Here is a 23922-nt window from a genome sequence, read left to right as displayed (position 1 = left end):
GTCAGAAGTCCGGATCCCAATCGACGCTGATCCGGCCTTGTGCAAAATCAAGTTCGCGGATCACCTGCTCCCAGACAAAGGGAATCAGTCGCTCGCGCTCCCCGCGTACCACCAGCACATCGTTGGCACCGGTGGCCAACAGATGATGCACTGCGCCGAGCGGCTGGCCCGACACCGTCTCTACCGCCAGACCTTCGAGATCCGTCCAGTAAAATTCATCGGCTGCCGGAGCTGGCAACTGCGACCGCCACACACTGATCTCATGACCAACCAACGCCTGGGCCTGATCACGGTCATCACAAGCTTGCAAGCGGGCGATCAGCCCCTTGCCATGCCGCTGTCCCTGCAGCACCGGCCACTCGCGTGCTGCCGGATCCATGCCGGATTGATCCGATTGGGCGCCGGGCGCTTTGGGGTTGGGCGCACGACTCAACCACCAGGGCGAATACTTGAGAATATTCTCCAGGGGTTCGGTAGCCGAGAGCACCTTGACCCAGCCACGCACACCAAAGACGCCTACAATGCGCCCCAGGACAACACGATGGTCGGGCTTGTGCACCTGTTGGCCTACATTCTGGACTGGGTCGCCGTACTGATTCTGCGTCGCAAATGCGGGAAAATCAGGCTCCGACGGCGGCCTGGGCCTGCTTGGCGGCGGTTTTCAGCAACTGTGCTACACGCTCGGTTGGTTGCGCACCCTTGCCGATCCAATGCTCAGCACGGGCCCGATCCACGCGCAGGCGCTCTTCGCCGCCCTTGGCGCCGGGATTGAAAAAACCAATGCGCTCAACATACTTGCCGTCACGCGTACTACGGATGTCGGCAACGACGATTTGATAAAATGGCCGTTTCTTGGCACCCGCACGCGACAAACGAATCTTGACCATGACTAAAACTTATACCTGTCCGAGTTGATGTCCGGAGATGCCTCTCCGATTCAGGATGACATTGGGAGTCGCTGAGGCCGGGGCGTCTGCAACCCTGGCTGCGTCAAACGATCCAGTTTACCTGATTGGGTGCAGTAAAGGAACCTTTTTGCAGCCACCGGGAAGCCATTGCCCCAGTAGCCCCCCAGGGGTGGTCGGTCTTGAACGGTTGTCTGCTGTCAATGCGACTGGCATAGCCTCTGCTTCTGCCTTATCATCCTGCCTCAAATATCGCGACGGTGTCTGGGCCGCAAGACGGCCCGATGTCCTCTGCCGGGCATTGGCAACGGGCACCGTTTCAGACAGCAACGGTTGCATAGAGGTCGCTAGATGACGCCCCTGAAGAATTCCCTGGCCATCGCGGCGCTGGATACGAGTCCGGTGCCGGGGGTCCTGCCGCCGGCACAGGGTCTTTACGACCCTGCTCATGAGCACGACGCCTGTGGCGTGGGCTTTGTCTGCCATATCAAAAACCAGCAAAGCCATAAGATCGTACAACAGGGGCTGGAGATTCTCAGGCGCCTGACTCACCGTGGTGCGGTTGGCGCAGACCCCAAGGCGGGCGATGGCGCCGGTATTCTGGTGCAAATGCCAGATGCCTTTTTCCGCGCTCTGGCCGAAGCCGGGCAGTTGGGTTTCGACTTGCCCAAGCCCAATCATTATGGCGTGGGTATGGTGTTCCTGCCGCGCGATGAACAGGCGCGGGCGCAGATGCAGACCACGGTCGAGCAGCATCTGAGCGAGGGCGGTCAGACCCTGCTTGGCTGGCGCGATGTCCCGGTCGATAACAGCGATCTCGGCGAAAGCGTACTGCCTTCGGAGCCCATCATTCGCCAGGTGTTTGTGGCCTGCGGGGCCAACTGCAAGGATCAGGATGAGTTCGAGCGCAAATTGTTCGTTATCCGCAAGCGCATGGACAATGCCATCCGCGCCGCCGGTTTCGACAAAACCGCCTACTATGTCGCCTCCATGTCCTCGCGCACCATCAACTACAAGGGCATGCTGCTGGCCGATCAGGTTGGTAATTATTACCTGGATTTGCAGGACAAACGCTTTGCTTCAGCTCTGGCGCTGGTGCATCAGCGTTTCTCCACCAACACCTTCCCGACCTGGGATCTGGCGCAGCCGTTCCGCATGATCTGCCACAACGGCGAGATCAATACCCTGCGCGGCAATGTCAACTGGATGGCCGCGCGCCGCCACACCATGAAATCAGACATTCTTGGTGATGACCTCGACACCATCTGGCCCTTGATTCCCGAGGGGCAGTCCGACTCGGCCTGTTTCGACAATGCGCTTGAACTCCTGGTGATGGGGGGCTATTCACTCGCGCATGCGATGATGATCCTGATCCCTGAGGCCTGGTCCGGCAACAAGCAGATGGACGAGGAGCGCCGTGCCTTCTACGAGTACCACGCCGCGCTCATGGAACCCTGGGATGGTCCGGCGGCGGTAGCCTTCACTGACGGGCGCCAGATCGGCGCCACGCTCGACCGCAACGGCTTGCGCCCGGCGCGCTATCTGGTGACCAATGACGACATGGTCATCATGGGCTCGGAGATGGGCGTGCTCGATATCGAAGAAGAGCGCATCATCAAAAAATGGCGCTTGCAGCCGGGCAAGATGTTCCTGATCGATCTCGAACAGGGACGCATCATTGATGATGCCGAGATCAAGCGCGAGCTGTCCCAGGCGCGGCCCTATCGCGACTGGCTGGATCGCACCCAGATTCCGCTTGACTCCCTGCCAACCGATGTCGCTCCCATGGCGCCGACCGCCGAGGTGCTGCTCGATGCTCAGCAGTCCTTTGGATACAGCCAAGAGGACATTAAATTCCTGCTGATGCCGATGATTCTGACCGGCATGGAGGCCACCGGCTCCATGGGCGCGGATAATCCGCCCTCGGTACTCTCGGCTCGTTCCAAGCATCTGTCCACTTATTTCAAGCAGAATTTTGCCCAGGTGACCAACCCGGCCATCGACCCGATCCGCGAGGAGCTGGTCATGTCGTTGGTGTCCCTGATCGGCCCGCGGCCCAACCTGCTTGCTATTCATGAAGCGGGTGCCGCTGGTGAAGAGGCAGAGGATCAGGACTGGCATTGGCGCCTGGAAGTTGATCAGCCGGTGCTAACCAACGAGGATCTTGAACGCATCCGCCACATTGAGGACAACTCGGGCGGCGCCTTCCGCACCAAGAATATTGACAGCGTCTACCCCGCCGCCGAAGGTGTCGAGGGCATGGGTCCGGCACTGGAACGCCTGTGCAACGAGGCCGAACAGGCGGTGCTGGCGGGGCACAACATCCTGATTTTGTCTGATCGCGCCTCCAACCGCGATTTCATCCCCATTCCGGCGCTGCTCGCGACCTCGGCGGTGCATCATCATCTGATCCGTCGGGGCTTGCGCACCAGTTCCGGGCTGGTGGTCGAGACCGGTGCCGCGCTGGAGGTGCATCACTTCGCCACCCTGGCTGGCTACGGAGCCGAGGCTATCAATCCTTATCTGGCGTTCGACACCATTGAGGCGCTGCTGCCCCTGTTGTCATCCGGGCTTCCAGCGCGCGATAACACACCGACGCACTTTATCGATGCCCAGAGCCGCTACATCAAGGCCATCGGCAAGGGGCTGAAAAAGGTCATGTCCAAGATGGGCATCTCGACCTTCCAGAGCTATTGTGGGGCGCAGATTTTCGACGCCGTAGGGCTGAATCGCGCCTTTATCGAGCAGTATTTCACCGGCACCGCCAGCATGGTGGAAGGCGTCGGCCTGCCCGAGATCGCCCGTGAGGCGGTGCGCTGGCATGAGCTGGCTTATGGCAATGACCAGGTGCTGCACCGCCAACTCGATGCTGGCGGCGACTATGCCTACCGGCTGCGTGGCGAGGACCACGTCTGGACTCCGCAAAGCATCACCCAGTTGCAGCACGCGGTGCGGGGCAAGGATGCGAAGGCTTACGCAGACTTTGCCCGCCAGATCAACGAGCAGAACGAGCGCCTGCTGACCTTCCGTGGCCTGATGGACTTCGAATGGGCCGAGCAGCCGATATCCATTGACGAGGTCGAGCCGGCCAAGGAGATTGTCAAGCGCTTTGCCACCGGTGCCATGAGCTTCGGCTCCATCAGCTATGAGGCGCACTCAACACTGGCCAAGGCGATGAATGCCATTGGCGGCAAGTCCAACACCGGCGAGGGCGGCGAGGAGCCGGAGCGCTTTGCTCCGCTGCCAGACGGTGGCATGAATCCGGAACGTTCGGCGATCAAGCAGGTAGCTTCCGGGCGCTTCGGTGTCACGGTCGAGTATCTGGTTAATGCCGATGATATTCAGATCAAGGTCGCTCAGGGCGCCAAGCCAGGGGAGGGCGGTCAGTTACCCGGCCACAAGGTCAATGCCCAGATCGCGCGGGTGCGTCATTCCACCCCCGGCGTGGGCCTGATCTCACCGCCGCCGCATCACGACATCTACTCCATTGAGGATCTGGCGCAGCTGATCCATGACCTGAAGAACGCCAATCCCAAGGCGCGCATCAGCGTCAAGCTGGTCTCCGAGGTCGGCGTCGGCACGGTTGCGGCCGGGGTGTCCAAGGCTCATGCCGATCATGTCACCATTGCTGGCTATGACGGCGGCACCGGCGCCAGCCCGCTGACGTCGATCAAGCATGCCGGTTCGCCCTGGGAGATCGGCCTGGCTGAAACCCATCAAACCTTGGTATTGAACCGTCTGCGCGGACGCATCGCGGTGCAGGTCGATGGCGGTCTGCGTACCGGGCGCGATGTGGTGGTTGGTGCGATGCTCGGGGCTGATGAATTTGGCTTTGCCACTGCGCCGCTGATTGCCACCGGCTGCATCATGATGCGCAAGTGCCATCTCAACACCTGTCCGGTGGGGGTTGCCACCCAGGATCCGGAACTGCGCCGGCGCTTCACCGGTCAGCCCGAGCATGTGATCAACTACTTCTTCTTCGTCGCTGAGGAAGTCCGCCAGCTGATGGCCCAACTCGGCTACCGGCGTTTTGATGACATGATCGGTCAGATGGACCGGCTTAAAATGCGCCGCGCCATTGATCATTGGAAGGCCAATGGACTGGATTTCTCGCGCATTCTTGCCAAGCCGCAGGTGGGTTCTGAGGCCAAGCTGTTTAACTGCGAGTCTCAGGACCACGGGCTCGATAAGGCGCTGGATCACGAACTCATCCGCCAGGCCGAGCCGGCGCTGAAGCGTGGCGAGCCGGTGCGCATTACTACCGAGATTAAAAATTTCAATCGTACCTTTGGCACCATGCTGTCCGGTCGCGTCGCCGAGCACTATGGTTACCAGGGGCTGCCCGAGGACAGCATCTTCATTCGGGCACGCGGGATCGGCGGTCAGTCCTTTGGTGCCTGGCTGGCGCATGGGGTGACCATCGAGCTGGAGGGCGAGGCCAATGACTATGTTGGCAAGGGACTCTCGGGTGGGCGCCTGATCATCTATCCGCCAGCCAATTCCAGCATCGACCGGGCTGAGGACAACATCATCGTTGGCAACACGGTACTCTATGGCGCCATCAGCGGCGAGTGTTTCTTCCGTGGTGTCGGCGGTGAACGCTTCTGCGTGCGCAACTCCGGTGCCACGGCCGTGATCGAGGGGGTCGGTGATCATGCCTGCGAATATATGACCGGCGGCATTATGGTCTGCCTGGGCTCCACCGGGCGCAACTTCGCTGCGGGTATGTCAGGTGGTATTGCGTATGTCTTGGATGAGGATGGCACCTTTGCCGAGCGTTGCAACCTGGCCATGGTGGAGCTTGAAACCATTCCGCCTGAGGACAGCGGCAGCAGCGGGGACGATGGGGAATCCTTGGGGCTGGCCGATCCTGGTGATGACATGATCCGCCATGATGCGCGGCGTCTGAAACAGCTTATTCTCAAACACAAGCATCACACCAACTCGGCCGTGGCCAGCCGCATTCTCGATGACTGGGATCGGATGTTGGGCAAGTTCGTCAAGGTGATGCCGGTCGATTACCGCCAGGCTCTCAAGCAGATGCAGTTAAGTCAGAGTCGCCCGCCCAATCCGCCGCAACCGCGGCCCAACTCGATGCAAGCCACTGTGATGCCTGCCGGCGCCATTCAGCCCGGCACGGTTCAGGGTGATGCCATGCACAGCGGGGTGGTTAAACATGGGTAAGCCAACGGGTTTCATGGAATTTGCGCGCGCCGAGCTGGGCCTCCAACCGGCGGCTGACCGCATCGTCCATTATTCAGAGTTCACCCTGCCGCTCAGCGACAGCGAACTCAGCATTCAGGGCGCGCGCTGCATGGACTGCGGCATCCCTTACTGCCATCAGGGCTGCCCGGTCAACAACATTATTCCGGACTGGAACGATCTCATCTATCGCCAGGACTGGGAAACCGCCATCGAGATTCTGCACTCGACCAACAATTTTCCCGAATTCACCGGGCGCATCTGCCCGGCGCCCTGCGAAGCGTCCTGCACGCTCAATATCGACGACAACCCGGTCGCCATCAAAGCCATTGAACGTGCCATCATTGACCATGCCTGGGAGCAGGGCTGGGTCAAGCCTCAGGTGCCAGCGCATCGCACGGGCAAAAAAATTGCCGTTGTCGGCTCCGGCCCTTCGGGACTGGCCTGCGCTCAGCAGTTGGCGCGGGCTGGGCATTCGGTCGCTATCTACGAAAAAGAAGACCGCATTGGTGGTCTGCTGCGCTACGGCATCCCCGACTTTAAGCTCAGCAAGACACTGATTGACCGGCGCATGAGCCAGATGCGCACTGAGGGCGTCGAATTTCACACCAACTGCCATATTGGCGTGGATATCAGCATCGCCGATCTGCGTGACGAGTATGATGCCCTGGTGCTGTGCGGCGGCTCCGAGAAGCCGCGCGATCTTGACGTGCCTGGGCGCAGCTTTGATGGTATCCACTTTGCCATGGATTTCCTGCGTGCCAACTCCAAACGGGTGCAAGGCGTCTATGTGCCGGATGAGGATTTCATCAGCGCCGAGGGCAAGCATGTGGTGGTCATCGGCGGCGGCGACACCGGCTCCGATTGCATTGGCACCTCCAACCGCCATGGCGCCAAGTCCGTCACCCAGATCGAGATCCTCGACAAGCCGCCGGTCAAGGAAGACAAGGGCCTGACCTGGCCCAACTGGCCCAACAAGCTGCGCACCTCCACCTCGCAGGAGGAAGGCTGCGAGCGCGTGTGGAATGTGCTGACCAAGGCCTTCGTCGGCGATGGCGAAGCGCGCATTAAGGCGCTCCAATACGTGCTGGTGCGCTGGGAAAAGGATGCCGATGGCCGCTGGCAGATGAGCGAGGTGCCCGGCTCCGAGACCGAGATCCAGGCCGATCTGGTGCTGCTGGCCATGGGCTTTGTGCATCCGGTGCATGAGGGCATGATTGAGGAACTTCAGGACACTTCTGGCCTGTCACTGGATGCGCGTGGCAATGTCCAAGCCAGCACTGAGGGGCAGGCGGCCTATGCGACCAATGTCGAGGGCGTCTTCGCCGCCGGTGACATGCGTCGCGGCCAGTCGCTGGTGGTCTGGGCCATCCGCGAAGGACGGCAATGTGCCTGCACCGTGGATGAATGGCTGATGGGGCGCAGCGATCTGCCGCGCTGATGCGGCTGCTACGCTGATTGCTGTGCGGGCGACCTGGGTTGTGGCATACAGCCCAGGTCGTCTGCGGTTTTAAGCTGGGTTCGCCTGTGCCTCGACTTCGGTGCGGATTCGATCCAGCACCGCAAACACCTGATCGCTGTTGCACTCCATCTCATCGAGCGCGTCAAGGATCGCCTCGTATGGCAGTGGATCCTCGCTCAGCAATTCAAAAATGCGTCGGGTGCCATTATGCACCTTGGCATGAGGGGTGACTAAATCCTGATAATGCGAGGCGGTCGAGAAAACCGCCTGCCCATCGCCCTGCTCGTACCATTTACCCAGTCGGCAGTTGTGGTGATCAACGAAGGGAAAACATGGCTCGCGTTTGTTGATCGACAAATAGGTATTGACCTTCCAGATGACATGATCGAGCTTGGCCAGGCTCATAAAGACGCGATCAGTCATGCCATTCATATCGCTAACGGCGCTACCCACGCCGCTATGCAATTTGCTCAGATGCTGTTCAAATCCGCTCACCTTTTCGTCAACATGACGAACCCCGTCGACCAGTTTGACTGAGGTTTGCTCGACATTTGCCACCTGCTCCAGCATTTGTTCAATCACCCCGCGCGTATCTGCGATGGTGGTTTGGGTTTTGTCGGCCAGGTTGCGCACCTCGCTGGCCACCACCGCGAAACCGCGTCCCGCCTGACCAGCCCGCGCCGCTTCAATCGCCGCATTCAATGCCAGCAGATTGGTTTGTTCCGAGATCGCGCGAATCAGCCCCAGGACTTCGCTGATCCGGCCGGCATGTGTGGACAGCTGACTGACCACCAGATTCGATTGTTGGGAAGCCTTGGCCAAAGAGTGCAAAAAAGCGGCGATTTCCTTGATTTCCGTGGCTACTGAAGTAAATTCAGCCGTGACCGTGTCGATATCGGCCAGCGTACACTTGGCCAAATCGACCGATCCGGCCAGGTTGCCCTGGATATCGGTTAGCCCGCCCCGAACATGCTCGTTTTCGTAAGCCATCAGGGCGTTGAGCTGATTCTCCCGATATTGCGTGGCACGCAGTTGCGCCACCTCGGCGCGCAACTGTTCGACTTCGGCCTGTAGGGCTTCGTTTTGTGCGACTATGGTTGATTTGTCATCAATCAGTTGTTGCATCTGCTTTTGATGCCTGGATTTGGCGACTAACATCCTTCCTCCGGAAGCGCTTCGTGATGGATACTCTCGGGGATCTGCGCCCCCTCTTGCTTTCGCCCCTTGTCTTCGCAAGTGCAAATGCTAGCTTAGTCGATTCCCGTTAAAAACTTTACGGTTCATCGAGCTGCCCAGCCGAGCGCATTTTCTCTTACATCCTTACTGATCACAGTGACTGATAGTTATCGATAAAGGGGTTGCTGATGCCCTCAATCGAGCGGATGCGCCGGTTGCGCTTGATCTCCCAGGCGTCGGGCGGATCCTGGTTGTTCCAGGCCCGATACAGTTGCAGTTCCCGGTCATTCAGATACAGATCATAGGTCTGGCGCATGTAGAGCATGGTACGGGCAATGTCGCCGCGCACCGCCATCGGTGGCTGGACAAGACGCTGGTTGCCATCAATGCGGATGTCGCAGTCGCCATAGGTCTCTCCGCCCGACACTGTGCCCCAGCGATAATTCGAACGCTGGCCGTTGACATATCCTACGGATGGAAAAAGATTGTGCAAATCGTTATGTGCGGTGCGAAACACCGGATCCACCCGCTCACAGCAATCACGCCCGGAGAGCGTGTCCCCGCCGGAGATGCGGCAGGCAGAAAAATTATTCGGCTTTTGCCAGCAGGGGCGCGACTGGCCGAACTGCGAGGCTGGAAACACATGCTCGGCCTCCACCCGCTGCGCGCGGTTGTTGTTGCTGAGTTCGTCCAGCCCACAACTGCGCAAATCGACCTGCTGGGAGCGGTCATAACGACAGCCACAATAGAAGGTTGTGCGCTGACCGCGATAGACTTGCTCATACAACACTTTACGCGCCGCCGGGAAGCTTTCGGGTACACCCTGGCGCCAGCCAAACCAGGACAGCAAACGGTCGAGCCAGGCATTCGGATCCAACAGATCATCCAGCGCCTGGGCCGGATCTCCGCTGCTCAGCATTTCGGCGCCAATGTGCTGCGTGGCCTCGAACAGCGACTCGCGTATCTCGACTGTCACGGACAGCGCCTGCTGCGCCGGTTCCGGCAAGGGCTTCACCAGGGGCGGAGGCAGATAGGACAGCGCCAGCAGCGCTACTAGCGCAAGAGCGGCATAACGCAGCCGCCGCGAGCGCCACAACTGATGCCACCGCTGCGCCGACTGGCGATGCAACGATTGCGGCGGCTTGCGAGAAGAACGGCCCTTGGTCCGGCGGGGAGCGCGCGCCATCAGATCACCCTCTGGTCATTAAAACGCGCAAGAATAGCAGGATTGCTGGGGGCAATCAGTGCCTGGGATCGGCCTTTGGCAAGGTGCAGCTGCCAGCGGCCATCCCCTCTGGTATGCTGGGGAGCTTTAATTTCATCCACCAGGTTCCTGGCCACTGACTGGCATGCGCAGCATCGTTTACCCCGGCACCTTTGATCCGGTGACCAATGGTCACATTGATCTGATCGCGCGCGCGGCGCGTTTGTTCGACCATGTGGTCGTGGCGGTGGCAGAGGACTCCGCCAAGGCGCCCACCTTTCCGGTGGCGACGCGCCTGGAGATGCTCCATGGCGTTACGGCGGATTATGCCAATGTTGAGATCACCTCCTTTTCCGGGCTGCTGGTGGAGTTTGCCCGTGAGCTGGGGATTCCGGTCATCATGCGCGGACTGCGCGCGGTGTCGGACTTCGAGTATGAGTTCCAGCTTGCGGGCATGAATCGTCGCATGGCGCCGGATATCGAAACCCTGTTCCTGACGCCGGCGGAGCAGTACGCTTATATCTCCTCGTCGCTGGTCAAGGAGATCGCCCGGCTCGGCGGCGATGTGTCGGGGTTCGTGGCGCCGAGCGTCTATGCTGCATTGCAGGAGCGATTTCGCTAAACTGCGCGGGAACCGACCTTACATCCACCAACAACTGTTTTAGTGAAAGGAGTTTTTCATGGCTTTAATCATCACCGACGAATGCATCAACTGCGACGTATGTGAGCCAGAGTGCCCCAATGGCGCCATCTCTCAGGGTGACGAGATCTATGTGATCGATAGCGATTTATGTACTGAGTGCGTGGGCCACCACGAAACCCCTCAATGTGTCGAAGTCTGTCCGGTCGATTGCATCATCGTCGATCCGGATCACACCGAGACCCAGGAGCAGCTGCGCGCCAAGTATGAGCGCATCACCAGCGATAACGGTTGATCGCTCGCGTTCTCCATTCCATCCAGACCCGGCGCGATTCGTCATTCCAACGGATCGCGCCCCTGACACAGGGCAGCGCATGGCAGGCCATAGTAAGTGGGCGAATATTAAGCATCGCAAGGCGGCGCAAGACAAAAAGCGCGGCAAAATCTGGACCAAACTGATTCGGGAAGTCACCATCGCAGCGCGCGAGGGTGGAGGCGATGCCTCAGCCAATCCGCGCCTGCGTCTGGCGATCGACAAGGCGCTGGGCGCCAATATGCCCAAGGATACCGTTGATCGCGCCATCAAGCGCGGTGCTGGTGCCGATGAGGCTGACAATTACGAAGACATCCGCTACGAAGGCTATGGTCCGGGTGGCGTGGCGATCATGGTCGATTGCATGACCGACAACCGTAATCGCACCGCCTCGGAAGTGCGCCACGCCTTTAGTAAGCATGGCGGAAATCTGGGCACCGATGGCTCGGTGGCCTATCTGTTCACCAAGCAGGGCGTGATCAGCTTTCAGCCCGGCACTGATGAGGACGCCGTCATTGAGGCCGGTGTGGAGGCCGGTGCCGAGGATGTGGTGGTCAATGAAGACGACTCCCTGGATGTGATCACCCAGCCGGAGAGCTTTGTGGCCGTCTGTGAGGCTCTAGCCGCCGCCGGGTTTGACACTAGTGTCTCGGAGGTCAGTTTCAATGCGGCGACCAATGTTGAGCTCGACCGCGACACGGCAGAAAAATTGCTCAAGCTCATTGATACGCTCGATGATCTTGATGATGTGCAGGATGTCTATCACAACGCCGATATCAGCGATGACATCATGGCGCAGTTGGATGCCTAGGCGGTTATGACCGCGCCACCGGCGCTCAGACACCGCGTTTTGGGGGTTGACCCGGGCTCGCGCAACACGGGCTTCGGCGTTATTGACAGTGATGGACGCCAAAGCCGCTGTATCGCCAGTGGCTGCATTCGTGTTGGTCAGTTCAGTTGGCCACAGCGTCTGGAGCTGATTTTTGATCGCGTGGCCGCTTTGGTGGCGGACTATCAGCCGCACGAAATGGCGGTGGAACAGCTCATCTTTGCCCGTGACCCAACGGCAGCGCTCAAACTCGGGCAGGCGCGCGGCGCCATTCTCTGTGCCGGCCTCAAGGGCGGCCTGGATGTGCATGAATACAGCGCCAAATCCGTCAAGCTCGCGGTGGTCGGTACGGGCGGCGCGGATAAGGTGCAGGTGCAGCACATGGTGCGCGTGCTGCTGTCGCTTGCGACGCCACCGGGTGAGGACGAGGCTGATGCGCTGGCCATAGCCCTCTGCCATGCCCACTCGATGGGAATCCCGGCGCGCAAGCGCGCAGCGGCCTCCTGGCGGGATTTTCGTCCATGATCGGTCGCATTCGCGGGCAATTGCTGGCCAAGCAGCCACCGCAGTTGCTGGTCGATGTGCAGGGCTTGGGCTATGAGCTTGAAGCGCCCATGTCGGTGTTCTACGACCTGCCGGAGCTGGGCGCATCCGTCACCCTGCTGACCCATCTAATGGTGCGTGAAGATGCCCATGTGCTCTATGCCTTTAATACCGAAGGCGAACGGGCGCTGTTTCGGCATTTGCTGAAAGTCAGCGGCGTGGGGGCAAAAATGGCGCTGGCGATTCTCTCGGCGATGGATGCACAGCAGTTTGCCCAGTGTGTCCAGTATGAGGATCTTACCGCTTTGTATCGGGTGCCGGGGGTGGGGAAGAAAACCGCACAGCGCCTGGTGATCGAGATGAAGGATCGTTTGAGTGCGTCGCCGCCCGCTGCCAGTGGCATCGCAGCTTCCCCTTCCGCTGCCACCGGCCGGCCTGCAACCCTGGAGGCCAACAATCCTGTTGCTGAGGCGGTGCATGCGCTTGAAGCCCTGGGATATCGCCCGGCAGATGCCAGTCGCATGGCCCGCGCCGCAGCTGAGCAGGCGCAGAGCACCGAAGACATCATTCGTGTCGCGCTGAAGTCGCTGAACAAAGGCTGAAAACGCAATGTCAGCAACCGAAGAACGCCTGATTGCCCCCGAGGCGGGCGCCGATGAGCAGACGCTGGATCGCGCCATGCGTCCGCGCCGGTTGGCTGACTACATCGGTCAGGCGACAGTGCGCGAGCAGATGGAGATTTTCATCGGTGCCGCCCGGGCGCGCGACGAGGCGCTGGATCATACGCTGATTTTTGGTCCGCCCGGACTGGGCAAGACCACGCTGGCGCATATTCTTGCCCATGAGATGGGGGTGACGCTGCGCCAGACCTCGGGGCCAGTGCTCGAAAAACCGGGGGATCTGGCGGCACTGCTGACCAATCTTGATGCGGGTGACTTGCTGTTCGTGGATGAAATCCATCGTCTGAGCCCGGTGGTGGAGGAAGTGCTCTACCCGGCGATGGAGGACTTTCAGCTCGATATTATGATTGGTGATGGCCCGGCGGCGCGTTCCATCAAGCTGGATCTGCCGGCCTTTACTTTGGTCGGCGCCACCACGCGGGCTGGGCTGCTGACATCACCGTTGCGGGATCGCTTCGGCATCGTGCAGCGACTGGATTACTATTCACCGGCGGATCTGGCGATTATTCTGCGCCGTTCGGCGGAAATTCTGGCGGTGGACGGCGATGCGGAGGGGCTGCGCGAGATCGCGCGGCGCTCGCGTGGCACGCCGCGCATTGCCAATCGTCTGCTGCGGCGGGTGCGTGACTACACGCAGATGAAGGCCGATGGGCGTATCAATCGTGCGGTGGCCGATCAGGCGCTGCGCATGCTGCAAGTCGATCAGCAGGGCTTTGATCAGATGGACCGGCGACTGCTGCAAGCCGTGATTGAGAAATTTGCCGGTGGTCCGGTGGGGGTCGAGAGTCTGGCGGCCGCCATTGGCGAGGAGCGCGGCACCATTGAGGATGTGCTCGAACCCTATTTGATCCAGCAGGGGTATCTGATGCGCACGCCACGCGGGCGGGTGGCGACCCTGAGCGCTTATCAGCACCTCGGACTCAGGCCGCCGTCATCCGTGCCGGAGGATGATCTGTTGGCGGTTAGCGCTCTCCGTCCTGACGACGTTTGACAATGCTAATGGCCTTGGAAACGGCTTGTTCGACCTGATGTTTCATGGATTGGCTTTCATCGCTGGTGAGATTGGCGGATAGATCGACACTGTGGCGCACATAACGTGCTGGCAACTGGTTGAGTGCCAGGCAGGTGATGTCGGCTAGCAGATCCTGATCGGGGGGTGTCGCGAAGGCTTTTCCACACACCCGAAACATTTCGTCACGCACCAGGAGTTCGTAGCAGTTAATGATGCTGGAGTGCATCGCAGTCTCTTCGCTAAGTCGATGGGTTTCGTCAGCTTTACTGATGTGCATTATACTACCTCTACCAGTTAATGGATGATTCTTACCGCGAATGGAGCGCACGTGATTCGATGTTGTTGCAAGCATGCCAGGTCATACCGCAGCAGCTACAGCGTTTTGCTGGCAGACGTTCAGGCATTAATCGCTTTAGATGGGCGCCGCATAACAACAAGTCAAACAACTGAACGCTCGTGAACAGGTATCGCATTTTGCTCGATTCGGGACGCTGGCGCCATCCTATCGGGAGGCAGCCTGTTTGGTGGTGCGCGCCGCATGCCTGATGCACTGGATGCGATGAGTTCCAGGCTGCGTATTGCGCTCTGTGGTGACAACGAGCAGGTGCGTCGCACAGCCTGGGTGCTGGCTTTTCTGGGTATGGATCCTCTGATACTGCCACAGTATCCGCCCAGGCTGGAATTTGTCGCCGAGCAGCAGGCAGTGGCGCTGTGGCTGTGCGATGCGGCCGCAGCGCTGCGCGGGGAGCTGGATGCGCTGGCCGGCAGCCGAAGTGAAGCCGAGGCCAAACCCGAGTCCGTTCCGCTGATCTGCCAGCCGCTGGATGATGCCAACTTCGCCGATAAGCGCGTTGCCGTGGTGAGCAATCCTCTGGTTCCTGGTCAAGTGATGGCGGTTTTGCAATGGATCGCGCGTCAGCGCGGCACGGCGGGTGCGTACGGCGATGATTTAATCGGGCAGCATGCTGGCATGCAGCAGGTGCGACGCCTGATTGCTCAGGTGGCGCGCACGGATGCCACAGTGCTGATTCTCGGTGAGACTGGCTCTGGCAAGGAGGTGGTGGCGCGCGCTATTCATCGTGCTTCAGCGCGAGCCAGCAAGCCGTTTGTGGCGGTCAACTGCGGCGCCATTCCCCCTGATTTGCTTGAAAGCGAGCTCTTTGGGCATGAGAAGGGCGCCTTCACCGGCGCTTTCACCGCGCGCGCCGGGCGTTTCGAACTGGCGGGGGATGGGGTGATTTTTCTCGATGAGATCGGCGACATGCCCGTGCCCATGCAGGTCAAACTGCTGCGTGTGCTGCAAGAGCGCAGTTTCGAACGGGTGGGCTCCAATAAGACGCTGCCGGCCAATGCGCGGGTGATCTCCGCGACCCATCATGATCTCGATCAGGCGGTTGCAGAGGGGCATTTTCGTGAGGATTTGTTTTTTCGGCTCAATGTGTTTCCCATTGATCTGCCGCCGCTGCGGGAGCGCCGCAGCGATATTGCGCTGCTGATCGATACCCTGAACGAGCGTCTGTGCGAACAGGGCGCCGAGCCGGCGTTGCTGACTCCGGCGGTGATCGCGCATCTGAGTACCCTGGATTGGCCTGGCAATGTTCGCGAGCTTAGCAACCTGCTGGAGCAGCTGTCGATCATGTATCCGGCGGAGCTGGTGGATCTTCCGCAGCTGCCGACCCGTGTGCGCCCGGAGCATGTCGCCGCGCCGCTCTTTCCGGCAAGCGAGCCGGCTGTGCAATCGACGGGCGCGGGCCATGCTGCGATGACGTTGCCAGAAGGGGTGGGACTGCGCGACTATCTCAACGATCTTGAGCGCGGCATCATCCTGGCGGCCTTGGATGAGCATGGATTTGTGGTGGCGCGTGCTGCGCGGCGCCTGGGCATGCGTCGCACCACCCTGATCGAGCGCATGCGCAAATTTGGCCTCGAGCGCGAGGAGATGATCAAGGCCTCGGAGCGCCGACAGTGACGGGGGTGACGCAGTAGACGGATCTGACAGAGCCGGCATCGGGAGTCAGCGGCCTTTTCCGAAACTGATCCCGTCCATATCTTTCTGCCCATATCCTTAGGAATGGCCCTGAATTTGCTACCGTGCCCGGTAAGCAAACCTGTAAGGGAATCCGATGAATAGAACCACTCTACTTTTGGTTGATCCCTCACCGGCTGTGCGACAGCAGCTGGTGGCGGTGTTGGCGGCGATTCCCAAAACCCATCTCGAAACCTGTACGGTTGAGCGTATTGCTGCTGAAAGCGCGCGTTTGCGCCCGGGAGCCTGGCTGCTCACCGATGCAGTGCGCGGTTTTGCCGCCGATGGCGCGGCGGCCATGGTGCCGGAGCGCTGCGCAAGCCTGGCGCTGGATAGTAGCCAGGAAGCCCTATTGAACGCGCTGCGGGCCGGTGCGGAGCAACACTTTGCCCTGCCTGATCAGGCGCTGGCCTTGGAGCAATGGCTGCGCACACTGGTCAAATCCAAATCCAGAGCGACGGCGAACAAGGAGCCGCTGCTGGTGGCTGAGAGTCCGGCCATGCAGCGCTTGCTTGGGCTGATTGAGCGCATCGCTGATTCGTCGGCCGCCGTGTTTTTGACGGGGGAATCCGGCGTGGGCAAGGAGGTGCTGGCGCGTGAGCTGCATCGGCGCTCGCCGCGTCGTGAATGCCCCTTCGAGGCGATCAACTGCGCGGCGGTGCCGGACAATATGCTGGAAGCGACGCTCTTTGGCCATGAGCGCGGCGCCTTTACCGGCGCGAGTGAAGCGCGCCCGGGCAAATTCCGCATGGCCGATGGTGGCACACTGCTGCTTGATGAAATCACCGAGATGCCGCTTGATTTGCAGGCGAAGTTGTTACGCGTGTTGCAGGAGCGCGAGGTCGAACCTTTGGGTGCGCGGCGGCCTAAATCGGTGGATGTGCGCGTGCTGGCGACTTCCAACCGAGCCCCGCAAGCGGCGCTGGCCGATGGGCAGTTGCGCGAGGATCTGTTCTATCGGCTCAATGTCTTCCCATTGCATCTGCCGCCGTTGCGCGAGCGCCCGGAGGATTTGCTACCCTTGGCTGAGGCCTTCGCGCGCGAACTCTCGCATGGGCGGATTCGAGGTTTGACGGTCAGTGCCGCTGAGCGCTTGTGCGCTCATCACTGGTCGGGTAATGTGCGCGAGTTGCGCAATCTGATCGAACGCAGTTGCGTGCTCTGTCAGCATACGCCCATTGATGCCGCCGATCTGATGTTCGAGGCCGACTGGCTGCGTGCCGCAGGGCGCAACGATTCCGAGCCCTTGCCTGATGCTGGTCGGGAGCCTGAGCGGGATTCAGATCTGGATTCGGATGCAGCGGCGCGAGCCGTCAGGAATTCGTCATCCCACCTTGGTTCCCAGCTCCAGCAACAGGAGATTCGCGTCATTCTTGACACCCTGGCGGCGGTTGGCGGAGATCGCCAGCAAACCGCGAGTCGGCTGGGCATCAGTCCGCGAACGCTCAGATACAAGCTGGCGCGCTTGCGCGATGCAGGCGTACCCATTCCGTCTGCCTAAATGGTACACGCGGAGAGTGGCGTTAATTTTGCATGGTTTTTTGACAGTCTTCCGGAGCGTCTGGGCGGCAGTCGGTGGCGGTCATCGCCTGATGCTCCGGAGGCCATCGCCAGCGCTTTAGCCGGCATCCGTTAGTCTGAGAGGTGGATCATGAGCGATACGAATATTCAAAGCGTTGTGCAGCAGATGCGCACCCTGGCGCAGTCGGGGCGTGCCGGGGGAGGTGAAGCGGCCAGCGGCATGCCCTTGGTTGATGGGACCGCCCCCCCCAACGAACTAAACTTTGCGGCAACGCTGAAGGATTCAATTCGCGCGGTCAATGCCCTTGGCAAGGCCTCGGGAGAACTGCAAACGCGCTTTGAGCTGGGGGATCCGGATGTCAGCCTGCCGCAGGTAATGGTGGCTGGAGGCAAGGCGGGGCTGGCCTTTGAAGCGGCCAGTCAAATTCGCAATCGTCTGCTGACGGCCTATCAGGAAGTGATGCGCATGTCGGTCTGATCCTGATGACTGATGTGACAGAGACATAAACCCATGGCTGCGGCAATCACTGAACAGTTCTCAACCGCTTTCAGAACCTTTACTTCGTTGCCGGCGGGACGGCAGCTGGCGTTATTGGGCTTGATTGCCGGAGGTTTGGTTGCGGTTGCCGGTTTGCTGTTTTGGTTGCTGCGTCCCACCTATGCGCCGCTGTTCGGCCCGATGGACAATGCTGAGGCCGCGCAGGTCATGGAGGCGCTGGGCCAGATGGGCGTGCCCTATCAGGTTAGCAACCGCATGGGCCAGATGGGGCAAATTGAAATTCCCCAGCGGCGCATTGCCGAAACCCGCTTGTTGCTAGCCGGCCAGGGATTGCCGAAAGCGGCTGACCTCGGGTTTGAGCTGTTGCAGGAGGATGCCGGATTCGGCGCCAGCCGCCTGATGGAAGCGGCGCGTCACCAGCGCGCGCTCGAAGGTGAACTGGGGCGTTCGGTCGCGGCGCTTGATCCGGTTGAGCTGGCGCGCGTGCATTTGGCTCAACCAGAGCGTTCGGTGTTTGTGCGCGAACGGCGCCCGCCAACAGCTTCGGTGGTCGTTCATTTGCGCACCGGTCAGCAACTCAGCGATGCCCAGGTGGCTGCTATTGTGCATTTGGTGTCATCCAGTGTTCCGGCGCTGGAACCCGATGCCGTGACGGTGGTAGATCAGACCGGGCGCCTGCTGACCAGGAACGATGAGGAATCGGGGCTCAATGCCAGTGCCGATCAACTTGAGTATACGCAAAAGCTGGAAGACACCTATGTGCGACGGGTGCGCTCCCTGCTGCAACCCATTCTGGGTGCGGACAGGATGCGGGTCCAGGTGGCGGCCGATCTTGATTTTTCGCGCGTGGAGCGCACAGAGGAAGCCTACGATCCCGACGGCACCGCGTTGCGTTCCGAGCAGATCACCGAGCAGGAGCGCATTGGCAGTGATCTTGGACCCATGGGGGTGCCGGGTGCCCTGGTCAATCAGCCGCCGCAGGGCGGCCAGCTTGGCGATCCCAATAACGCCAATGCTGAAACTGAAACGCCCAAAAGTCGCAGTCTTGACAGTGTGCGCAATTACGAGGTTGACCGCTCTATCGCTCATGTCCGCGAGATGCCGGGAGCCATCAAGCGCCTGTCCACGGCTGTGGTGGTGGACTACATCGAAGAGGAGGATGAAGAAGGCGAGGTGACCCGGGTGCCGCGTCCGGCGAATGAGCTTGACAACATTCGCGCCTTGGTGCGTGAGGCGGTGGGCTTTAACGAGGCGCGCGGTGACACTATAAATGTCGTATCAGCCGCCTTTACCGATGAGGCGCCTATTGAGCCGGATCCCTTCTGGACGCAGCCTTGGTTTATCGATCTGGTTAAGATCATTGCCGGGCTGTTGCTTGCGATTCTGGTGTTGCTGATGGTGGTGCGCCCTGGGGTCAAGCAGCTGCTTGAAGGGCCTGTGCTGATGGAAAAAGAGGGTGAAGATGACGATGAAGAGCAGTTGGCCCTGAGTGAGCAAGGCTCGGCGCTGGCCGCATTGGCTGGGCCTGGTGGACCTGATCAGCAGGCGCTTGATCTGGATGCCGTGCGAGAAATGATCAAAGAGGATCCCAAACGCGTGGCACAAGTGATGAAAACCTGGTTAGGAAGTGGTGGCGATGGCTAGTTCAAGCAAAATGACCGGTGCTGAGAAAGCAGCTGTCTTCCTGATGAGTCTCGGTGAGGGGCCGGCAACGGCGGTGATGGAGCATCTGGGGCCAAAGGAAGTGCAGAGAATCGGCGGCGCCATGGCGTCGCTGGAAAGCGTTTCGCGCAGTCAGATTAACCAAGTGCTGGAACAGTTTTCCGTGGTCGTTCAGGATCAGACCTCTTTGGGTATCGGATCCGATGACTATGTGCGTTCGGTGCTGACCAATGCCTTGGGCGACAAGGCTAGTGGCGTGATTGACCGCATTTTGCTGGGGCGCAACTCGAAGGGAATCGAGGCGCTCAAGTGGCTGGATGCGCGCTCGATCGCTGACATGATTCGCAACGAGCATCCGCAGATTGTGGCGATTTGTATGTCCCATCTCGACCCCGATCAGGCGGCTGAGACCTTGTTGTTCCTGCCTGATCGCATGCAATCGGACATTATTTTGCGCATTGCTACCCTGGATGGTGTGCAGCCGATGGCGCTGCAAGAGCTGGATAACGTGCTTGAACATCAGTTGGCGGGCAAGAGTTCCGCGCAGTCGTCGTTGATCGGCGGCGAGCAGGCGGCGGCCAACATCCTCAACTACATGGACGGTTCCAAGGAAGCGGTCGTCATGGAGGGGGTGTCCCAGGTGGACGAAGACCTGGCTGAACGCATCCAGGAGCTGATGTTTGTGTTTGGCAACCTCATCGATATTGATGACCGCGGATTGCAAATGCTGATGCGCGAGGTCTCCAGTGAGGTGCTGGTGGTGGCGCTTAAGGGAGCAGATGAGGATCTGAAGGATAAGATTTTCAAAAACATGTCCAAGCGCGCCGGAGAGATGCTGCGCGAAGATCTGGAAGCCAAGGGTCCGGTGCGACTGAGCGAGGTTGAAGCCGCACAGAAAGAAATTCTCGCCACCGCACGCCGTATGGCCGATGAGGGTGAGATTGTACTGGGTGGCGCAGGCGGTGAGGCCATGTTGTGACGGCCCAGGCCGCTTCAGTCGATGATGTCGTCTTTGCCGAACAGGCTGCGGATTGCGAGGTGGAAACCTGGAAGCCGCCGTTCTTCGGTGAGCTGCCGTCGCAAGAGCCGGAAGAAGAGCTGCATCTGCCGACAGCGGCTGAAATTGCTGCGATTGAGGAGACTGCCCGTGAGATGGGCTATGCGGCCGGGTTCGAGCAAGGCTTTCAGGAAGGCAGTGAGCGTGGCCGGCGCGAAGCTGAGCAGGAAACCCAGGCCCGGGCGGATCAGGAACTCAAGGCCTCGGTAGCGGCGCTTGAGAGTGTAGCGCACCAGTTATCCGATCCCTTGTCTTCAGCGGCGGACGATCTGGAACCTGAGCTCCTGCTTCTGGTCACCACGCTGGCGCGGCGCGTCATAATGGCGGAACTCGACAGTCGCATTGAGCTGGTGCGCGAAGTGCTGCATCAGGCACTGCAGCGCTTGCCCTCACGACATACGCAAGTGCGGGTGCGGGTCAATCCCGAGGATCTTGCGGTGGTCGAGGCTTATGCCGAGGATCATGCCGAGAATATTCGCTGGTTTGCCGATGTTGATTTAACCCGTGGTGGTTGCCTGGTTGAAAGCGGCCCAAGTCGTATTGATGCCCGCGTCGAGACGCGCCTGGCTCAGGCTGTGGATGCGATCTGGGGGGAGCTGAGTCGCCCGCTTGAGGATGAGCCGGCGGATGACTGGCCGGAGGAGATGAATCCGGCGGCTGATGTTCAGGCCGAGCCGGCATCCTTGGATACCAACAGTGAGCCTCAAACCCAACCCGAGCCTGAGCCTGAGCCTGAGCTCGAACCCGAACCCGAACCCGAATCTGAGTCGCCGGTGTCGGATCCCGATGTCTCGGATGCTGACGTTTCGGATGTTAACGCCGCCAATGATTTTGAGGCGGCCGATCTCGAAGCCACTGATCGTGAGGATGCAGACTTCGAGGCAGCGGATCCTGGCGAGACGGCGTTTAACGTCGCTGATGTTGATGCTGATGAGGCAACGCTTGGCGCCGCTGATACTGAGGAGCCAGAGGACCTCAAGGCTGCTGATTTTGATGAGGCTGATCTTGAAGCCGCCGACCTTGATGAAGCGGATCTTGATGAAGCGGATCTTGATGAAGCGGATCTTGATGAAGCCGATCTGGAAGTCGCGGATATCGAAGAAGAAGCGGAGGATACCGAGGACTTAGTCGCTGAGGTCGAAGATACAGCAGACTCGCTTGAGTCTGCGGACAAGGCGCCGGATACGGATCGGGCGATTGCAACCGGGGAGGCGCCGTCATGACCGAAGTCATCAAACAGCTGCGGCAACAGCGTGGCGGCGAACTGGTGCATGGGCTGCGTGCCAGGCTGAACGAATCTCAGCAGCGCGTTGCGCGAGTCTCGGATCCGTTACCGGAAGGGCGGCTGTCGCGCATGGTGGGTATGACCCTTGAGGCTGAGGGGGTGCGCCTGCCGGTCGGCGGGCGGGCAGCTATTCATACCGCCACCGGCCAGCGCCTGCCGGCTGAGGTGGTTGGTTTTCATGGCGAGAAGACCTTTCTGATGCCGGAGGGGCGGCTGGAAGGTTTGGCGCCGGGCGCGCGCATCGAACCGCTGGAGCAGGCTAGGCGCATCGGTGTTGGGCCGGAATTGCTGGGGCGCGTGATTGATGCCAATGGCAAGCCGCTTGATGATGGTGGTCGCCTGCGCGCCTCGGAGCATATCCCCATTGAGGGGCGTCCAATCAATCCGCTGACCCGCGATCCGGTGCGCACGCCGCTTGATGTCGGCATCCGGGCGCTGAATGGTTTGCTGTCGGTGGGGCGTGGCCAGCGTCTCGGGCTTTTTGCCGGCAGTGGCGTGGGTAAAAGTGTACTGCTGGGCATGATGACCCGTCATACCGAGGCTGACGTGATTGTGGTCGGGCTGATCGGTGAGCGCGGGCGTGAGGTGAACGAATTTATTCACGACATCCTGGATGTCGAATCTCGCAAGCGCACCGTGGTGGTTGCGGTGCCGGCGGATCAGCCGCCGCTGCTGCGTCAGCATGGCGCCTGGGTGGCCACGGCTGTTGCCGAGTATTTTCGCGATCAGGGCTTAAATGTGCTGCTGCTGGTTGATTCCCTGACCCGCTTTGCCCAGGGCGCGCGCGAGATTGCTATGGCCATCGGCGAGCCGCCGGCGACCAAGGGGTATTCCGCCTCAGTGTTTGCGCGTTTGCCACAGTTGGTGGAGCGTGCTGGCAACGGCGACAAGGGCGGTGGCTCAATCACGGCTTTTTATACGGTGCTGGCCGAGGGCGATGACCAGAACGATCCCATTGTCGATGCGGCTCGCGCCATTCTCGATGGCCATGTGGTGCTGTCGCGCGCCATCGCCGAAAGTGGGCGTTATCCAGCGATTGATGTCGGGGCTTCGGTGTCGCGTGTGATGGATGCCCTGATTGATGATGAGCATCGGCGTGTTGCGCATCACTTTCGCAATCTGAATGCCACTTATGAGATGAACCGCGATTTGATCGCGGTGGGAGCCTATCGCAAGGGCGCCGATGCTGTGCTGGACGAGGCGGTCGTGATGCGCACGCGTCTGGAGGATTATGTGCGCCAAAATCGGGTTGAGGCCGTCACTTTCGAGCAGGCACGCGAACAGTTGAGTGCGCTGTTCAGCGTGCCGAAGAAGAGTGCGCCGGCTGATAGTTTTAATTTATGAGCGTCAAACGTTTTCAGCGCCTGCTTAAGGTGCGCGAAATGATTGAAAATCAAGCCGCCATCGGGCTGGCAGCGCGCCTTGATGAACTGCACCGCATCGAAGGGCAGCACGGGCAGCTTGAGGACCTGCTGAATTCCTACCTTGAGGTTGGGGTGCCGAACAGTGCACGTGGTATGCGGCAGGTCGCAGAAATGCGCAGTCAGTTGCGTACAGTGATTGAACAGCAGGAGCTGCGCATCGCGGAGGCGGAATTTCGCGTTGAGGAGGCGCGTGATATTTGGATGGAAAAGCATCGCGATAGTCTGTCACTGGAAAAGCTGATTGAGCGCCGGCGCCAGGTTGAGGAAATGACGGAAAATCGTCGCATGCAATCCGAGCAGGATGCCTGGGCAACGCGCCAGGCCTTTGATCGGGTACAAGCCGACCAATAGCCGCTAAACCGCGTCAATTTAGAGGTGCGTAATTCTTATGCTATAGTTTGCGCTCCATTGTGCCACGCATCGTTTGGACGCGCACTTGCCGACATTTTGGTGACAGGATCGTTTCATGTTGACGTTAGATC

Annotated in this window: 21 protein-coding genes; 16 read left to right on the top strand and 5 right to left on the bottom strand. The window is 60.1% G+C overall.

Annotated features, from left to right (window positions below; genetic code table 11):
• Window position 1 precedes the first annotated feature (1 nt).
• Window positions 2-559: a ribosome maturation factor RimM gene (gene rimM / locus CKO36_RS09975; protein ID WP_200283913.1), complete on the bottom strand. Its 558-nt coding sequence runs from the start codon at window positions 557-559 to the stop codon at window positions 2-4.
• A 61-nt stretch (window positions 560-620) separates the two neighbouring features.
• Window positions 621-887, bottom strand: coding sequence for a 30S ribosomal protein S16 (gene rpsP, locus CKO36_RS09970; protein WP_200283912.1), 267 nt, complete (start codon window positions 885-887; stop codon window positions 621-623).
• Window positions 888-1256: 369 nt separating this feature from the next.
• On the opposite strand from rpsP, the gene gltB reads away from it, so the two are divergent.
• Both gltB and CKO36_RS09960 read left to right on the top strand, forming a co-directional pair.
• Window positions 1257-6089 carry a glutamate synthase large subunit gene (gltB, locus tag CKO36_RS09965; RefSeq protein ID WP_200283911.1) on the top strand — a complete coding sequence of 1611 codons (4833 nt, stop codon included), beginning with the start codon at window positions 1257-1259 and terminating at the stop codon, window positions 6087-6089.
• Window positions 6082-7548: a glutamate synthase subunit beta gene (locus CKO36_RS09960; RefSeq protein ID WP_200283910.1), complete on the top strand. Its 1467-nt coding sequence runs from the start codon at window positions 6082-6084 to the stop codon at window positions 7546-7548. The genes gltB and CKO36_RS09960 overlap by 8 nt, the downstream gene beginning before the upstream one ends.
• A 69-nt stretch (window positions 7549-7617) precedes the next feature.
• Here CKO36_RS09960 and CKO36_RS20110 read toward each other — a convergent pair whose 3' ends face one another.
• Both CKO36_RS20110 and CKO36_RS09950 read right to left on the bottom strand, forming a co-directional pair.
• Window positions 7618-8694 (bottom strand): methyl-accepting chemotaxis protein, encoded by a 1077-nt coding sequence (locus CKO36_RS20110; protein ID WP_275957841.1) that lies wholly within the window; start codon window positions 8692-8694, stop codon window positions 7618-7620.
• 202 nt (window positions 8695-8896) lie between these two features.
• Window positions 8897-9931: an endonuclease gene (locus CKO36_RS09950; protein WP_200283908.1), complete on the bottom strand. Its 1035-nt coding sequence runs from the start codon at window positions 9929-9931 to the stop codon at window positions 8897-8899.
• Window positions 9932-10094: 163 nt separating this feature from the next.
• Between CKO36_RS09950 and coaD the strand changes: the two genes are divergently transcribed.
• The 6 genes from coaD to ruvB all read left to right on the top strand — a co-directional run bounded on the left by coaD (window position 10095) and on the right by ruvB (window position 13945).
• Window positions 10095-10571 carry a pantetheine-phosphate adenylyltransferase gene (coaD, locus tag CKO36_RS09945; RefSeq protein ID WP_200283907.1) on the top strand — a complete coding sequence of 159 codons (477 nt, stop codon included), beginning with the start codon at window positions 10095-10097 and terminating at the stop codon, window positions 10569-10571.
• Window positions 10572-10629: 58 nt separating this feature from the next.
• Window positions 10630-10884 carry a YfhL family 4Fe-4S dicluster ferredoxin gene (locus tag CKO36_RS09940; protein WP_200283906.1) on the top strand — a complete coding sequence of 85 codons (255 nt, stop codon included), beginning with the start codon at window positions 10630-10632 and terminating at the stop codon, window positions 10882-10884.
• 79 nt (window positions 10885-10963) lie between these two features.
• Entirely contained in the window at window positions 10964-11713 is a 750-nt protein-coding gene (locus CKO36_RS09935; protein WP_200283905.1) for a YebC/PmpR family DNA-binding transcriptional regulator, read from the top strand.
• Window positions 11714-11719: 6 nt separating this feature from the next.
• The gene (ruvC, locus tag CKO36_RS09930; protein WP_200283904.1) at window positions 11720-12256 is read left to right on the top strand and encodes a crossover junction endodeoxyribonuclease RuvC; all 537 of its coding nucleotides are present in this window, start codon (window positions 11720-11722) and stop codon (window positions 12254-12256) included.
• Entirely contained in the window at window positions 12253-12876 is a 624-nt protein-coding gene (gene ruvA, locus CKO36_RS09925; protein WP_200283903.1) for a Holliday junction branch migration protein RuvA, read from the top strand. The genes ruvC and ruvA overlap by 4 nt, the downstream gene beginning before the upstream one ends.
• A 7-nt stretch (window positions 12877-12883) precedes the next feature.
• A complete protein-coding gene (gene ruvB, locus CKO36_RS09920) occupies window positions 12884-13945 on the top strand; it encodes a Holliday junction branch migration DNA helicase RuvB (protein WP_200283902.1) in 1062 nt (353 codons plus the stop codon).
• Here the strand turns inward: ruvB and CKO36_RS09915 are convergent.
• Window positions 13917-14243 carry a late competence development ComFB family protein gene (locus CKO36_RS09915; RefSeq protein WP_200283901.1) on the bottom strand — a complete coding sequence of 109 codons (327 nt, stop codon included), beginning with the start codon at window positions 14241-14243 and terminating at the stop codon, window positions 13917-13919. The genes ruvB and CKO36_RS09915 overlap by 29 nt on opposite strands.
• Window positions 14244-14504: 261 nt before the next feature.
• Here CKO36_RS09915 and CKO36_RS09910 point away from each other — a divergent pair, with 261 nt between their 5' ends.
• From CKO36_RS09910 to fliJ, 8 genes are all read left to right on the top strand, one after another.
• On the top strand, window positions 14505-15935 hold the full coding sequence (locus CKO36_RS09910) for a sigma-54 interaction domain-containing protein (protein WP_200283900.1): 1431 nt from the start codon (window positions 14505-14507) through the stop codon (window positions 15933-15935).
• 154 nt (window positions 15936-16089) lie between these two features.
• Window positions 16090-17493, top strand: a complete 1404-nt coding sequence (locus CKO36_RS09905) for a sigma-54 interaction domain-containing protein (protein ID WP_200283899.1) — start codon at window positions 16090-16092, stop codon at window positions 17491-17493.
• A 150-nt stretch (window positions 17494-17643) separates the two neighbouring features.
• The gene (gene fliE / locus CKO36_RS09900; RefSeq protein ID WP_200283898.1) at window positions 17644-17991 is read left to right on the top strand and encodes a flagellar hook-basal body complex protein FliE; all 348 of its coding nucleotides are present in this window, start codon (window positions 17644-17646) and stop codon (window positions 17989-17991) included.
• A 33-nt stretch (window positions 17992-18024) separates the two neighbouring features.
• Entirely contained in the window at window positions 18025-19656 is a 1632-nt protein-coding gene (gene fliF / locus CKO36_RS09895; protein WP_200283897.1) for a flagellar basal-body MS-ring/collar protein FliF, read from the top strand.
• Window positions 19649-20653 carry a flagellar motor switch protein FliG gene (gene fliG / locus CKO36_RS09890; RefSeq protein WP_207161438.1) on the top strand — a complete coding sequence of 335 codons (1005 nt, stop codon included), beginning with the start codon at window positions 19649-19651 and terminating at the stop codon, window positions 20651-20653. Before fliF ends, fliG begins: the two co-directional genes overlap by 8 nt.
• On the top strand, window positions 20650-21954 hold the full coding sequence (locus CKO36_RS09885) for a FliH/SctL family protein (protein ID WP_200283895.1): 1305 nt from the start codon (window positions 20650-20652) through the stop codon (window positions 21952-21954). The genes fliG and CKO36_RS09885 overlap by 4 nt, the downstream gene beginning before the upstream one ends.
• Entirely contained in the window at window positions 21951-23360 is a 1410-nt protein-coding gene (locus CKO36_RS09880) for a FliI/YscN family ATPase (RefSeq protein ID WP_200283894.1), read from the top strand. The genes CKO36_RS09885 and CKO36_RS09880 overlap by 4 nt, the downstream gene beginning before the upstream one ends.
• Window positions 23357-23791 (top strand): flagellar export protein FliJ, encoded by a 435-nt coding sequence (fliJ, locus tag CKO36_RS09875; protein ID WP_200283893.1) that lies wholly within the window; start codon window positions 23357-23359, stop codon window positions 23789-23791. The genes CKO36_RS09880 and fliJ overlap by 4 nt, the downstream gene beginning before the upstream one ends.
• Window positions 23792-23922: the final 131 nt, after the last annotated feature.

It is taken from the genome of Rhabdochromatium marinum (assembly GCF_016583795.1).
Taxonomy (GTDB): Bacteria; Pseudomonadota; Gammaproteobacteria; order Chromatiales; family Chromatiaceae; genus Rhabdochromatium; species Rhabdochromatium marinum.
Note: the sequence above shows the minus strand (reverse complement) of the source record. Positions and strands in the feature narration are given on the sequence as shown.

What these genes read in the sequence shown, in the direction of transcription:
- fliG (WP_207161438.1), top strand. Translation starts at nt 19,649, where the DNA reads ATGGCTAGTTCAAGCAAAATGACCGGTGCTGAGAAAGCAGCTGTCTTC.
- CKO36_RS09935 (WP_200283905.1), top strand. Translation starts at nt 10,964, where the DNA reads ATGGCAGGCCATAGTAAGTGGGCGAATATTAAGCATCGCAAGGCGGCG.
- CKO36_RS09880 (WP_200283894.1), top strand. Translation starts at nt 21,951, where the DNA reads ATGACCGAAGTCATCAAACAGCTGCGGCAACAGCGTGGCGGCGAACTG.
- ruvA (WP_200283903.1), top strand. Translation starts at nt 12,253, where the DNA reads ATGATCGGTCGCATTCGCGGGCAATTGCTGGCCAAGCAGCCACCGCAG.
- CKO36_RS09910 (WP_200283900.1), top strand. Translation starts at nt 14,505, where the DNA reads ATGCCTGATGCACTGGATGCGATGAGTTCCAGGCTGCGTATTGCGCTC.
- ruvB (WP_200283902.1), top strand. Translation starts at nt 12,884, where the DNA reads ATGTCAGCAACCGAAGAACGCCTGATTGCCCCCGAGGCGGGCGCCGAT.
- gltB (WP_200283911.1), top strand. Translation starts at nt 1,257, where the DNA reads ATGACGCCCCTGAAGAATTCCCTGGCCATCGCGGCGCTGGATACGAGT.
- CKO36_RS09950 (WP_200283908.1), bottom strand. Translation starts at nt 9,931, where the DNA reads ATGGCGCGCGCTCCCCGCCGGACCAAGGGCCGTTCTTCTCGCAAGCCG.
- fliE (WP_200283898.1), top strand. Translation starts at nt 17,644, where the DNA reads ATGAGCGATACGAATATTCAAAGCGTTGTGCAGCAGATGCGCACCCTG.
- fliJ (WP_200283893.1), top strand. Translation starts at nt 23,357, where the DNA reads ATGAGCGTCAAACGTTTTCAGCGCCTGCTTAAGGTGCGCGAAATGATT.
- ruvC (WP_200283904.1), top strand. Translation starts at nt 11,720, where the DNA reads ATGACCGCGCCACCGGCGCTCAGACACCGCGTTTTGGGGGTTGACCCG.
- CKO36_RS09940 (WP_200283906.1), top strand. Translation starts at nt 10,630, where the DNA reads ATGGCTTTAATCATCACCGACGAATGCATCAACTGCGACGTATGTGAG.
- coaD (WP_200283907.1), top strand. Translation starts at nt 10,095, where the DNA reads ATGCGCAGCATCGTTTACCCCGGCACCTTTGATCCGGTGACCAATGGT.
- CKO36_RS09960 (WP_200283910.1), top strand. Translation starts at nt 6,082, where the DNA reads ATGGGTAAGCCAACGGGTTTCATGGAATTTGCGCGCGCCGAGCTGGGC.
- rpsP (WP_200283912.1), bottom strand. Translation starts at nt 887, where the DNA reads ATGGTCAAGATTCGTTTGTCGCGTGCGGGTGCCAAGAAACGGCCATTT.
- fliF (WP_200283897.1), top strand. Translation starts at nt 18,025, where the DNA reads ATGGCTGCGGCAATCACTGAACAGTTCTCAACCGCTTTCAGAACCTTT.
- CKO36_RS09905 (WP_200283899.1), top strand. Translation starts at nt 16,090, where the DNA reads ATGAATAGAACCACTCTACTTTTGGTTGATCCCTCACCGGCTGTGCGA.
- CKO36_RS09915 (WP_200283901.1), bottom strand. Translation starts at nt 14,243, where the DNA reads ATGCACATCAGTAAAGCTGACGAAACCCATCGACTTAGCGAAGAGACT.
- CKO36_RS20110 (WP_275957841.1), bottom strand. Translation starts at nt 8,694, where the DNA reads ATGCAACAACTGATTGATGACAAATCAACCATAGTCGCACAAAACGAA.